A 13399-nucleotide genomic window follows, 5' to 3' on the forward strand; every position below is an offset into this window, starting at 1 on the left:
GGGGCATGACTATTCATTAAATAAGGAGAAAAAATGCTGGACATAATAGAGAAACTTCAAAAAGAAGCTTTAGAAAAGATAAACAGTGCAGAAAATAAAGAAAGATTAAATGAGCTTAAGGTAGCATATCTTGGTAAAAAGGGAGAGCTTACCGCACTTCTTAAAAATATGAAGAATGTAGCTCCGGAAGAGAGAGCGGAATTCGGTAAGGTAGTAAATGAAGCAAGAGAAGCTATTGAAAATACATTAAATAATGTCGGAAGTGAGCTTGCAAAGCTTGCACTTGAGGCCAGATTAAAGGCGGAGACCATAGATGTTACACTGCCTGCAAACAAGAGAGAGTTCGGTCACAGCCATCCAAATATTATTGCATTACATGAGGTTGAAAAAATCTTTACAAGCATGGGATATGAGGTTGTGGAAGGACCTGAGATAGAGTTTGACGAATATAACTTTACAAAATTGAATATCCCTGAGGATCATCCGGCAAAGGATGAACAGGATACATTCTATATTACAAAGGATATAGTGCTTCGTACACAGACATCACCTGTACAGGCAAGAACAATGGAAACAGGAAAGCTTCCTATAAAGATGATAAGCCCGGGAAGAGTTTATCGTTCAGATGAAGTGGATGCCACTCATTCACCTACTTTTAACCAGATAGAGGGACTTATTGTAGATAAGGATATTACATTTGCCGATCTTAAGGGAACACTTGAAGTATTCGCTAAAAAGCTTTTCGGTGAAGAAACAAAGGTTAAGTTCAGACCTCACCACTTCCCATTCACAGAGCCAAGTGCCGAGATGGATGTGACATGTTTTAAATGTCATGGAAGCGGATGCAGATTCTGTAAAGGCAGCGGCTGGATAGAGATCCTCGGTTGCGGAATGGTTCATCCTCATGTATTTGATATGTGTGGTGTAGATAAGAATGAATATAACGGTTTTGCATTCGGTATAGGACTTGAGAGAATAGCTCTATTGAAGTATGAAATCGATGATATGAGACTTTTATACGAGAATGATATCAGATTCTTAAAGCAATTCTAATAAAGCTTTTACATGAGATTATATTTACAGTAAATAACAGAGGTGAAGAATGGATACAGCATTATCATGGATAAAGGCCTATGTGCCTGACTTGGATGTGACTCCAAGTGAATATACAGATGCAATGACTCTTACCGGAACAAAGGTAGAGGGTTATAAAGAACTGGATAAAAATCTTGAAAAAATAGTAGTCGGTGAGATACTTTCAATAGATAAGCATCCTGATGCCGACAAGCTTATTATTTGTCAGGTGGATGTCGGAAATGAAAAAATACAGATAGTTACAGGAGCACCTAATGTTTCAGTGGGTGATAAGGTACCTGTAGTTTTAGACGGTGGAAAAGTTGCAGGCGGACATGACGGAAGTCCGTTGACTGAAAACGGTATCAAAATAAAGAAGGGTAAGCTTCGTGGAGTTGAGTCATTCGGTATGATGTGCTCTATTGACGAGCTTGGTCAAGATAAGAACTATTTCCCGGATGCACCTGAAAACGGAATATATATCCTGCCAAAGGATGCGAAAGTCGGTAGCGATGCTATAGAGCTTTTGGGACTTAGAGATACCGTATTTGAGTATGAAATTACATCAAACAGAGTGGACTGCTATGGAGTAATAGGAATTGCAAGAGAGGCTGCGGCTACATTCAAGAAAAAATTTGTTATGCCCCAGGTAAAAACAACAGGAAATAATGAGAATGTAAATGATTACTTATCTGTGGAAGTAAAGGATGAGACTCTTTGCAAGAGATATGTTGCAAGAGTTGTTAAAAATATAAAGCTTGCACCTTCACCGTCTTGGATGCAGGAGAGACTTCGTGCAGTGGGAATCAGACCGATAAATAATATAGTCGATATTACAAACTATGTTATGGCGGAGTACGGTCAGCCTATGCATGCCTTTGATTACAATCTTATTGAAGGACAAAAAATAGTTGTAGACAGAGCAAAGGACGGAGATGAGTTTGAAACTCTTGACGGAGTTGTGAGAAAGCTTGACAGCAATATTTTAATGATAAATGATGCCAAAAAAGCTGTAGCTATTGCCGGAATCATGGGTGGTGAGAACTCAAAGATTACAGATGATGTAAGTACAATGATATTTGAATGTGCTACTTTTGACGGTACAAATATCAGACTTTCATCAAAGAGAATAGGACTTCGTACAGATTCATCAGGAAAGTTTGAAAAGGGCCTTGATCCTAATAATGCTTATGATGCTATGATGAGAGCATGTTCTTTGGTGGAAGAACTTGGGGCAGGAGAAGTAGTAGGTGGAACAATTGATGTTTATCCGGTAAAGGCGGTAGAGTCAAGAGTAGCTTTTGAGCCTGAAAGAATCAATAAATTGCTTGGAACTTCCATATCAAAAGAAGATATGCTTGAAATCTTTGACAGAATTGAGTTAAAATACGATAAAGAGACTAATGAGATTGTGGCTCCTACATTCAGACAGGATATTCACTTCATGGCGGATTTGGCTGAGGAAGTGGCAAGATTCTTTGGATATGACAAGATACCTACAACATTGCCGAAAGCAAGCGCAACCATAGGCGGTATCAGCATGAAGCTTGAAATAGAAGAGCTTGCAAGAGAAGTGGCAAAGTTTTTGGGATTCTCAGAGGCAATGAACTATTCATTTGAGAGTGCCAAGGTATTTGACAAGCTCGGATTGTCAAAAAACAGCCACTATAGAAATGCTATTGAAATATCAAATCCTCTTGGTGAAGATTTCAGAATGATGAGAACTCAGGCTGTAAACGGTATACTTAATTCTCTTTCAACAAATTACAACAGAAGAAATAAGGATGTGCATTTATTTGAGCTTGCAAACATCTATATTCCAAAGGAGCTTCCTTTAAAGGAATTGCCTGATGAGAGAATGCAGTTTGTACTTGGATTCTACGGTAAGGAAAACTTCTTTGATATGAAGGGTGTGGTAGAGGAATTCTTATATACAATAGGAATTGTCGGTAAACTTCACTATGATCCAAGTTGCAAGGAAGAGTTTTTACATCCGGGAAGAAAGGCCGATATAGTGCTTGACGGAGTTCGCCTCGGATATTTGGGCGAAGTGCATCCGATTGTATGTGAAAATTATAAATTGGGTGATAAGACCTATATAGCTGTACTTGATTTGCCGAATGTAATTCCTTTTGTAAATTTTGATATCAAATATACAGGAATAGCAAAATATCCTGCAATTTCAAGAGATATTTCATTGGTAGTGCCAAGAAGCGTTTTGGTAGGTGAGATTGAGGATATAATTTCTGAAAACGGCGGAAGCAATCTTGAATCCTTCAATTTGTTTGATATCTATGAGGGTGATCAGATAGAGGCAGGATTTAAGTCGGTAGCTTATTCACTTACATTCAGAAACAAGGAGAGAACTCTTCTTGATGCCGATGTTAATGAGGTGATGGATAAGATATTAAAGAAGCTTGAGGAAAAGAATATCAGAATCAGATCCTAGTTTAAATTAAGCTGTGGGATAATCTTTGATAGATATGTGTTTTATTTTAGAAAAGTGAGAGATAGATATGGTTAGAAGTAGAGGAAGGAAAAAGAAAAGTAAAGCTTTCATCAGGTACTTTTGTCTTTTTGTGTTTTCAGTTATATTGCTTACTTCTGCGCTAATCGGAGATGACACCAGAGCTTATGGAGAAGGAAGAAATGCCGTATTTAAAAATCCTATAAATCCGGATTATGAAAGCAATGATAACGGAGTCAAGACATCATTCAGAATTAGAGTACTTAATAATCTGAGTGGAGAAACCGAATATGGTTCAAATGCTATGTCCTTGATTTCCGTGAGCGAGAATGATAATAGAAGAAGTATTATAAAAAATTTTGCTGATATACTGGATATGGATATTTACAGTAATCTCTGTCTAAGTGCAAATATTGAAAACAGTTCGGATGTGGAAAGAGATATAAGTTTTGATATAACACTGCCTCCTAAGACGGAGGGCAGTGTGTCTGAGCTTAGACTTATAAACTCAAGTCTTGATATTTTTACCGGAGATCTATCAGGTGTTGATATAAAGTATGTGACTGACGGAAAGACTGTCACAGAGACTGAAAGAAAGTCCGGAAAAAAGGTGGATTTTAATAAGGTTAATTCTGTAAAGATAGATGGGAAATTAGCTGCAGGACAAAAATTTGAAGGCATTTTGCCTATGGAAATCATAGAGCGAAGAATGGTAATAGAAAAAAAAGATGATTTTGTGGATGATTTGAAGACTATTAAAGAAGTTAATACAAATAATATCTTTGTTTTCAAATTGGATTACAGATATCCTATCAAGAAAGAACTTAATATGAGTATAGCAACCTGCCACGGAAGTGACAGGGCGGAAGATTTTTTAAACGGAAAAACAGTAGGTATAGTAAGGCGTGATGAGGAAAGCTATGATATATTGCCGAATGATATAATTGAAAAGCTTCCGGGAGCCAATGCGGCATTCTGTTCGATGTTTACTACAGATGAAAAGAAAGACGCATTTGTAAACGATTACAGCTATATCAGTGTCAATACAAAGGATTTACAGAGCCTTGTAAATGACAGAGGATATTCCCTCCTTATAAAAAACGGTTCATTACAGGATAAATACAGTTTTATAGTCGGAGAAAAAAAGCATATATACGATGAAGGACTTGAATTACATCTTGGTAAAAAGGATAAGTATAATCATTCTCTTTCAAAGGTATATGTAGAGTTTCAAAAGATTCTTGATTGTAAAGACCTTGAGATTACAGTCGGAAGTGAGTGGAAAAACTTTGACAATCTTGTAACCGCAAAGATTCAAAATGATGATGAGATTACGGAAATTGACAGGAGAAAAATAAAGGTTGAGTCTAATGTGAACACAAGTAAAACAGGTGACTACTCTGTAAAATATTCTTATGAAATTTTGCCGAGTATATGGGTAAGTAACAGTGCTAAGGTAAAGGTCACAGGAAACAAAGAGTCTTCACAGACTGAGAAAGAGAAAAACAGTGACAGCAATGTAAGGATTGAGTAAAAAATCCGGCTTGCAATTAGTACTGTTTAGTGATATTATAAGAACAGTTTTGTATTTTAATGGAGTGTAAATATGTTAATGTTAAACAGGATTATTTCAATAATATTTATTTTAGTATGCGTTTTCCTGACTGCAGTAGTATTATTTCAGGAAGGAAATGAGCAGGGACTTGGTTCAATAGGCGGTATTGCCGATACATATTGGGGTAAGAACAGAGGCCGTTCAGTTGAAGGCTTACTTGAGAAGCTTACAAAGGTTGCTGCGGCATTATTTTTGATTTTATCATTGGTTTTAAATATTGTTAAATAACAAAAAGCACTCAAAAGAGTGCTTTTTATTTATAAAGGTTTATATGGATAAGAATTTAGAAAAAAGAAAAAAGATAGTGATGGACTTTATAGAAAGCCCTCTGTACGTGCCTATGAAGGCAAAAGAACTGGCGGTTTTTTTTAACGTTGATAAAGAAAGAAGACCTGAGCTGGATGAAGTATTGAAAGAGTTGCTGCTTGAAGGCGGACTTGAAATAAGCAAAAGAGGTAAGTATAAAAAGCCTGAGAATAAGTTTTTAATCGGTGAGTTTATGGCAAATCCAAAGGGATTCGGTTTTGTAAGAGTGGAAGGAAGAGATTCGGATATATTTATTCCTGCCGATTATACAGCAAATGCCATGAACGGAGATCAGGTAAAAGTTGTTATAGATATTGAAAGCGGCGAAAAAAGAGCTGAAGGACATATTATAGGTATAGAAAAGCATGCCAATATTCAAATGGTAGGTTATTACAAAAAGAATAATAAATTCGGTTTTGTATTGCCTGACGACACAAAGATTTTAAAAGATATATATATTCCTGCAGCAAGAGATAAGGGTGCAAAAACCGGAGATAAGGTGGTTGTTGAGATCACAGATTTCGGTGGTGATAAAAAGAAGCCTGAGGGCAAGGTTATCGAAATTCTTGGAAAAAGCACAGATGCAGGAGTTGATATACTTTCCATAGTCAGAGCTTTCGGTCTCCCTGAAAAATTCAATGATGATGTGGAAAATGAATTGAAAAAAATTCCGAGTACGGTTCTTGAAAAAGATATAAAAGGAAGACAGGATTTCAGAGATCTGGTTACCGTTACAATAGACGGTGAGGATGCAAAGGATTTGGATGATGCCATAACACTTGAGAAAAACGGTAATATATGGCATTTGGGAGTTCATATAGCGGATGTCACTCATTATGTGAGAGAAAATACAGCACTTGATAAGGAGGCATTACACAGAGCTACAAGTGTATATCTGGTAGACAGAGTGATTCCTATGCTTCCGAGAAAGCTAAGTAACGGAATCTGTTCATTAAATCAGGGTGAAGACAGACTTGCACTCTCATGTTTGATGGAGATAGATGAAAAGGGAAATATAATAGGACATAATATCTGTGAGAGCGTTATCAATGTAAATGAGAGAATGACATATACTGCGGTTAATGAAATTATTACAGATTCAAATGAGGAGACAAAGAAAAGGTACAGCGATTATATTGAGCTTTTTAATAATTTCAAACTTGTATCCGAACTTCTAAGAGGCGCAAGAACAAAACGTGGATCTATAGATTTTGACCTGCCGGAGAGTAAGGTAATACTTGATAAAAACGGTAAGGCGGTAGATATTAAGCCATATGAAAGGAATTCGGCTACAAAGCTTATAGAGGATTTTATGCTTGCTGCAAATGAGACCGTAGCAGAGGATTTTTTCTGGCAGGATTTGCCGTTTCTTTATAGAGTCCATGAAAATCCTGATCCTGAAAAGATAAAGAGTCTGGCAATATTTATAAATAACTTCGGCTTTACACTCAGAAGAAAAAATGATGAGGTCTCACCGAAGGAACTTCAAAAACTTTTGGCAAGCATTGAAGGAAGTGATGCCGAGGCCATTATATCAAGGATTGCGCTCAGAAGCATGAAGCAGGCCAGGTATGACACATCATGCATAGGACATTTCGGTCTGGCTGCAAAGTATTATACACATTTTACATCACCTATAAGAAGGTATCCGGACCTGCAGATACATAGGATAATAAAAGAAAATATAAAAAACGGACTTTCCGAAAGACGGACAGAGCACTACAGAGCTATTTTGGGCGGTGTAGCTTTACAATCATCACAGATGGAAAGAAGAGCCGAGGAAGCCGAAAGAGAGACTGTAAAGTATAAAAAATGCGAATATATGCTTGGGCATATGGGAGAGGAATTTGACGGCATAATAAGCGGAGTTACAAGCTTCGGTATATTTGTAGAGCTTGAAAACACTGTGGAAGGGTTTATAAGAATGGCCGACTTGGAAGGCGATTACTTCGTCTATAATGAAGCCGGATATGAACTTGTAGGAGAAATTACAAAAAAGAAATTTGTTTTGGGTCAAAAGGTAAGAGTAAAAGTCTATGATATAGACAGACTTGCAAAGAGAATTGACTTTAAACTTGTAAAGGAGAGAGATGGCAGAGGGGATTAAGATAATAGCAAATAATAAAAAAGCATATTTTGATTATTTTATCTTGGAAAACTATGAAACAGGCATTGAGCTGTTCGGAACGGAGGTAAAATCTGTAAGAATGGGTCATGTTTCAATAAAGGAATCATGGATAAGAATCGAACGCGGTGAAGTCTTTATCATGGGAATGCATATCAATCCTTATGAGAAGGGAAATATATTCAATAAAGATCCCTTGAGAGTAAGAAAACTTCTGATGCATAAGAAAGAGATATTAAAGCTCGATTCAAAGCTTAATGAAAAAGGACTGACCATAGTACCTTTAAAGGTGTATTTAAAGGGAAGTCTTGTAAAGGTTGAAATAGGTTTGGCAAGGGGAAAGAAAAACTATGATAAGAGAGAGACACTTGCCAAAAAGACACAGCAAAGAGAAATAGAGAAGGCGATGAAGAGAAGTATGAGGTAAAAAAACATATGTTCGATTTTCTCTTGACAAACATATGTTCTTATTGTAGACTTATTACATAGAACAAATGTTTGGAGGAGAATATGAGAAAAGTATTTTTAGCATTCATTTTTACATTGTTTTTAATAAGTTTTTTACTTGGCAGGGCAAATACTACAAGAGCCGGCATGGATACAGAGAATATAAGATATACATCAGTTAAAGTTGAGTATGGCGACAGCCTTGAGAGTATATCTGAAAAATATAATAATACAGGTATATCTAATGGCGAGTATATAGAACAGATTATGGATATGAACGGAATGGACAGCAATAAGGTGCATCCCGGTTGCTTTATACTTGTAAGCTATAAGGTCGACAGATAATTCCAAATATATTGAGGGAGAAATAAATTATTTCTCCCTCAGCTTTACCACATTTCTGGCGCTTCTTCGCCTGTCATCTTCTATAGCCGCATAGTGTTTTTTGGTTGTGTTTACATCACTGTGACCCAGAACATCAGCCACCAGGTATATATCACCTGTTTCCTTATATAGATTTGTGCCATATGTGGAACGAAGCTTATGTGGAGTTATTTTCTTTAAAGGACTGATTATCTTGGCATATTTTTTCACAAGATTTTCAACACTACGAACGGATAGTCTTTTGTTTTGTATTGATAAGAAAAATGCACCTTCATGTCCGCTTTCTTCCAGAATTAAAACTCTTTCATCATAATAGTTTTGCAGAGCTTCCTTTACCTCATCCGAAAAATATATTGTAACATCTTTTCCACCTTTTCTATTAATCAAGATCCCGTTATTTTTAAAGTCCACATCGGATATATCAAGTCCCACACATTCGGATACTCTTATTCCTGTACCGAGCAATAAAGAGAGCAGTGCCACATCACGTACTTTGGTCTTTCCATGATAGGCTCTTTGTCTGTCACTGAGTCCTTCGCCGTTTTCAGCTTCATCTATCATCATTGCGACTTCATCAATATCAAGTCTAATAATTTCTTTAGAATGTAATTTCGGCAATTGCACTCTTTCCATGATGTTTTCGCTTAGCTTCTCGGTACGATAAAAATATTTAAATACACTTTTTAGTGTGGATATTTTTCTTTTTATGGCATTTTCCTTATTTGATATTTTCTTACCGTCAGTGTCACGATATTTTAAATACTCCATATACTCCTCAATATCTGTTACAGTAAGACTTTCAAGTACTGAAATAGGTATATCGGTTAGATCGGTATAGGATTTTTTAATACTTGGATTTTCTTCAAGCAGAAACTGCAAAAATATTTTTATATCATAGGCATAGGCAATTTGAGTTCTTGATTGTGTACGAGGCTCAATTCCTCTAAAAAAGTCTTTAAAAAATGCAGGCAGCTCTGAAAGCATTGTTCTGAGCTTCTTTATATTCTCTATATCGACTTGTTCATTATACTTATAGTCAGGCATAAATTCCCCTTAATATATCTAAAATAGTGAAGTAATCATCGAAGTTTACATTTTTGTACCTGATTGCTCGGCACAATATAATCTAATATTCAACAGTATAACAAAATTATATATTTTTATATAGAGTTATCTTGAGATTTATGTTATTATACTATCGTCGCATAGAGTTATAATTTTATCATATAGGTTAAGCGATATATGAGACCAAAAGGAGGTTTTTACCAATGAACTATTTAGAAATTGAGAAGGTTATCGGAAGAGAAATACTTGACTCAAGAGGAAATCCGACAGTTGAGGCTGAGGTTTATCTTGTAGACGGAACAATCGGAAGAGGAACAGCTCCATCAGGTGCATCTACAGGTGAGTTTGAGGCGCTTGAGCTTAGAGACGGTGACAAGTCACGTTACCTCGGAAAGGGTGTTTCAAAGGCTGTTGAGAATATAAATACAACTATCAATGATGTACTTGAAGGTATGGATGCATCAGATATCTATGCTGTAGATAAGGCAATGATCGAGGCTGACGGAACAAAGGATAAGTCAAAGCTCGGTGCTAATGCAATCCTTGCAGTATCAATAGCTTGTGCAAGAGCGGCAGCTATTTCACTTGATATTCCGCTTTACAGATTCCTTGGTGGTGTAAATGCAAACAGACTTCCTGTACCGATGATGAACATCTTAAACGGTGGTGCTCATGCATCAAACAACGTAGACGTTCAGGAGTTTATGATTATGCCTGTAGGAGCTCCAAGCTTCAAAGAGGCTCTTAGATGGTGTGCGGAAGTATTCCACAACCTTGCAGCACTTTTAAAGGCTGAAGGACTTGCTACAAGTGTAGGTGATGAGGGTGGTTTTGCTCCAAACCTTACAGGTGGCGATGAGGAAGCTATCGAGTTCATTCTTAAGGCTGTTGAGAAGGCAGGATATAAGCCGGGCGTTGATTTCATGATCGCTATGGATGCAGCATCAAGTGAGTGGAAGACAGGTACAATCGGAAAGTATAAGCTTCCAAAGGCAGGAACAGAGTTCACATCTGCAGAGCTTGTTGAGCATTGGAAGAAGCTTGTTGAGAAGTATCCTATCATCTCTATCGAGGACGGTCTTGATGAGGAAGATTGGGAAGGATGGAAGCTTCTTACAAAGGAACTTGGCGGAAAAGTTCAGCTTGTAGGTGATGACTTATTCGTTACAAATACTGAGAGACTTAAGAAGGGTATCGACAACGGTTGTGCAAACTCAATTCTTATAAAGCTCAATCAGATCGGTTCAGTTTCTGAGACACTTGAGGCTATAAAGATGGCTCACAAGGCAGGATATACTTCAATTTCTTCACACAGATCAGGTGAGACAGAGGATACAACTATAGCAGACCTTGCTGTAGCTCTTAACACATGTCAGATTAAGACAGGTGCACCTTCAAGATCTGAGAGAGTTGCTAAGTACAATCAGTTACTTAGAATCGAAGAGGAGCTTGGTGAGAGTGCTTGCTACCCGGGTATGGACGCATTCAATGTAAAGAGATAATTTACATATAAATTTGAATAAAACAATATTGCCGGTTTCGGGCTTTGCCCGGAGCCGGTTTTTTGTTGTGCCTTTTTAAAACTTTATTTCTGACGAAAATATTAAGAACAGGACTTAATGAATAAGGATATGGATAAAAGACATGTGTACAATAGCTTGACTATTTGAGTAGATGTATAATACATTGCAAACAATCTTGCTTCTGTTTTAATCACTAAAAATAAGAGCTAAAAAATAAAAAAATATATTCAAATATGCTGTTTAATTTATAAAAACTGAAAAAAGTATTACAGCAAAAGATATAAAAACAAAACGATAATTAAAGATTTGACTTATTTGACAAAGTGCTAAAATAATAATATTATATGAATATAATATTAACGTAACCTTAAAGCAGTAGAGTGTGGAGTGAGATATGCGTGGAATAAACTTATATAGGACACATTATGTCAGGTATCCGTGTGCCGGCATTAAATAACAGATAGACAGTAATTTGCAAAAAAATTAAAAGAACTGTAGAAATATTTTCTGAAATATCTATAAGAGCAAACAGTATAACAAGCATAATTTAAGTTTTTACAGTAATAACATGATATAAATTTCTTTATACAAAAATCACTTACAAAGATATTTCTCACATCTTTGTGGGTTGTTTTGTTTGCATGGAGAAAATATATAAATAATTTAACTGGATATAAAGAGACTGATTTAATGCAGATACATTAAACAGTGATATGGGAGTATGCATGTAGAGCATGGTATAGGACCTTATATTCCGGTTGATACACAATCAAGGAGGTGGTTTGATGAAGAAAAAGAGGGTAGTAAGTCAAGCGGGCTTACTGGCGGTTTCCGCTCTTTTCCTTTGGGCAAATCCGTTCACTGCGCATGCAGAAGGATGGGATAACTCAAGCGGTGAGTGGAGATATCTGGACAATGCCAATAATGCAGTGTCCGAGGCTTGGAGAAAGTCGGGTGACCTGTGGTATTATCTGGGTGATGACGGTAACATGGTAAAGGATTCAATTGTTACCGTAGGAGACGGCATTTATTATTTGAATGCCGACGGTGTAATGGCAGCTAATCGTTGGGTTCTTGCAAAAGATATCGACGATAATGATGCATGGTATTACTTCGGTGCCGACGGAAAAGCGTACAAGGGCAGAGACGGAAGAGTATATACTCATGAAATCAACGGAAAGAGATATCTTTTTGATGAAGAGGGAGTAATGCAGACAGGATTCTTTGATGCAGAGGGCAAAGCGGTAGAAGATGACAATCCGTTTAAGAGTGCAATATACTACTTCGGTGATGACGGAGCAATGTATGCGGACCAATGGTTACTTTATTCACAGGTAGGAGAGAATCCGGGATATTCAGAACTCGGACAGAGAAACTACAGTGAGTATGATGAGATGTGGCTGTACTTCGGCGCTAACGGAAGAAAGTACGCTGCAAGCAGCACAGATCAGTCAAGGCAGAGAGAGATAAACGGTAAAGCATACCTGTTTGATGAGAACGGTGTAATGATACCTCAACTTTCCGTGACCAACGCAAACATAAGAGCTACAGCAAGCAATGCTAAAGTAAAGTACGGTTCACTTGATACAGACGGTGAGCTTAAAGACGATTACTGGACATTTACAGTACCGAATGAAGTTATGAGTCAGCATGACTATGATACAGAAGAGCACAGCTGGTTCAGAACAAAGAAAGACGGTAGTGTAATTAAAGATAAAATAGCTACAGTACTTGGAAGAAGATACGCTTTTGATGAAATCGGACGTATGCAGACAGGTTTTGTAATCATGTTGGAAGATGATACTTTCGGTATCAAATATGATGTAGATGAGTGGACAAAGGAAGACTTCCTTACAGACGCTCTCAACTCACCTATAGCTGCAATCGACAGAGGAAGCTTATATCTTTTCGGTACAGATGAGCTTAATGACGGTTCAATGATTACCGGTGAGGTTACAGTATCTCTTAGAGATCAAAACGTGGTATTCGGTTTCAAGGACAACGGTAAGGCTATCGGAGCAAGATGCACACTTGCAAAGAGCGACGGTAAGTTCTACTTCAACGGCTTAAGACTGGATGCTGACACAAGCCTTAAGTACGGTATTCTTAAGGATACAAGAACAGGTCACGGCGAGTATGTAGTCGTAGACTCAAACGGTAAAGTAGTCAAAGGCACAAAGATTCTTAAGGACGGAGAGGGAAACTGGATAATAGTTTCAAACTCAAAGTTCGTAGCAAGAGTAAGTGACAGTGACAGACCGAGAAAGAAGAACGGAAGATTCTATCACTACGATTCAAGTGCTGACAGACATGACAGATGGGGAGCGGAAATCACATATGCCACAGACGGATTGAACAACTTGGACAGTGATTTTGTTCTCTTTGACAGATAG

At 37.3% G+C, this 13399-nt stretch carries 10 protein-coding genes; 9 read left to right on the forward strand and 1 reads right to left on the reverse strand.

The genetic code is table 11. The features are described 5' to 3' along the window. Nucleotides 1-33: 33 nt before the first annotated feature. The 7 genes from pheS to HMPREF1135_RS01090 all read left to right on the forward strand — a co-directional run bounded on the left by pheS (nucleotide 34) and on the right by HMPREF1135_RS01090 (nucleotide 8379). Entirely contained in the window at nucleotides 34-1053 is a 1020-nt protein-coding gene (gene pheS / locus HMPREF1135_RS01060; RefSeq protein ID WP_007591033.1) for a phenylalanine--tRNA ligase subunit alpha, read from the forward strand. A 49-nt stretch (nucleotides 1054-1102) separates the two neighbouring features. Further along, the gene (gene pheT / locus HMPREF1135_RS01065) at nucleotides 1103-3523 is read left to right on the forward strand and encodes a phenylalanine--tRNA ligase subunit beta (protein ID WP_007591034.1); all 2421 of its coding nucleotides are present in this window, start codon (nucleotides 1103-1105) and stop codon (nucleotides 3521-3523) included. Between the two features lie 67 nt (nucleotides 3524-3590). Beyond that, a complete protein-coding gene (locus tag HMPREF1135_RS01070) occupies nucleotides 3591-5075 on the forward strand; it encodes a bacterial Ig-like domain-containing protein (protein ID WP_007591035.1) in 1485 nt (494 codons plus the stop codon). 78 nt (nucleotides 5076-5153) lie between these two features. Next, nucleotides 5154-5384 carry a preprotein translocase subunit SecG gene (gene secG, locus HMPREF1135_RS01075; protein WP_034212181.1) on the forward strand — a complete coding sequence of 77 codons (231 nt, stop codon included), beginning with the start codon at nucleotides 5154-5156 and terminating at the stop codon, nucleotides 5382-5384. Between the two features lie 43 nt (nucleotides 5385-5427). After that, nucleotides 5428-7569: a ribonuclease R gene (gene rnr, locus HMPREF1135_RS01080; RefSeq protein ID WP_007591037.1), complete on the forward strand. Its 2142-nt coding sequence runs from the start codon at nucleotides 5428-5430 to the stop codon at nucleotides 7567-7569. Continuing rightward, on the forward strand, nucleotides 7553-8014 hold the full coding sequence (smpB, locus tag HMPREF1135_RS01085; RefSeq protein WP_007591038.1) for an SsrA-binding protein SmpB: 462 nt from the start codon (nucleotides 7553-7555) through the stop codon (nucleotides 8012-8014). The genes rnr and smpB overlap by 17 nt, the downstream gene beginning before the upstream one ends. Nucleotides 8015-8097: 83 nt before the next feature. After that, entirely contained in the window at nucleotides 8098-8379 is a 282-nt protein-coding gene (locus HMPREF1135_RS01090; protein ID WP_007591039.1) for a LysM peptidoglycan-binding domain-containing protein, read from the forward strand. A 27-nt stretch (nucleotides 8380-8406) separates the two neighbouring features. Here HMPREF1135_RS01090 and HMPREF1135_RS01095 read toward each other — a convergent pair whose 3' ends face one another. Beyond that, entirely contained in the window at nucleotides 8407-9462 is a 1056-nt protein-coding gene (locus tag HMPREF1135_RS01095) for a tyrosine-type recombinase/integrase (RefSeq protein ID WP_007591040.1), read from the reverse strand. A 224-nt stretch (nucleotides 9463-9686) separates the two neighbouring features. On the opposite strand from HMPREF1135_RS01095, the gene eno reads away from it, so the two are divergent. Together eno and HMPREF1135_RS01105 are read left to right on the forward strand one after the other, a co-directional pair. Beyond that, the gene (eno, locus tag HMPREF1135_RS01100) at nucleotides 9687-10985 is read left to right on the forward strand and encodes a phosphopyruvate hydratase (protein ID WP_007591041.1); all 1299 of its coding nucleotides are present in this window, start codon (nucleotides 9687-9689) and stop codon (nucleotides 10983-10985) included. Between the two features lie 806 nt (nucleotides 10986-11791). Further along, complete coding sequence (locus HMPREF1135_RS01105) at nucleotides 11792-13399, forward strand: N-acetylmuramoyl-L-alanine amidase family protein (protein WP_007591042.1); 1608 nt, start codon at nucleotides 11792-11794, stop codon at nucleotides 13397-13399.

The organism is Lachnoanaerobaculum sp. OBRC5-5 (genome assembly GCF_000296385.1).
In the GTDB taxonomy this organism is placed as follows: Bacteria; Bacillota; Clostridia; order Lachnospirales; family Lachnospiraceae; genus Lachnoanaerobaculum.

Coding starts and splice junctions, on each gene's coding strand:
- pheS (WP_007591033.1), top strand. CDS start 34: ATGCTGGACATAATAGAGAAACTTCAAAAAGAAGCTTTAGAAAAGATA.
- pheT (WP_007591034.1), top strand. CDS start 1,103: ATGGATACAGCATTATCATGGATAAAGGCCTATGTGCCTGACTTGGAT.
- HMPREF1135_RS01070 (WP_007591035.1), top strand. CDS start 3,591: ATGGTTAGAAGTAGAGGAAGGAAAAAGAAAAGTAAAGCTTTCATCAGG.
- secG (WP_034212181.1), top strand. CDS start 5,154: ATGTTAAACAGGATTATTTCAATAATATTTATTTTAGTATGCGTTTTC.
- rnr (WP_007591037.1), top strand. CDS start 5,428: ATGGATAAGAATTTAGAAAAAAGAAAAAAGATAGTGATGGACTTTATA.
- smpB (WP_007591038.1), top strand. CDS start 7,553: ATGGCAGAGGGGATTAAGATAATAGCAAATAATAAAAAAGCATATTTT.
- HMPREF1135_RS01090 (WP_007591039.1), top strand. CDS start 8,098: ATGAGAAAAGTATTTTTAGCATTCATTTTTACATTGTTTTTAATAAGT.
- HMPREF1135_RS01095 (WP_007591040.1), bottom strand. CDS start 9,462: ATGCCTGACTATAAGTATAATGAACAAGTCGATATAGAGAATATAAAG.
- eno (WP_007591041.1), top strand. CDS start 9,687: ATGAACTATTTAGAAATTGAGAAGGTTATCGGAAGAGAAATACTTGAC.
- HMPREF1135_RS01105 (WP_007591042.1), top strand. CDS start 11,792: ATGAAGAAAAAGAGGGTAGTAAGTCAAGCGGGCTTACTGGCGGTTTCC.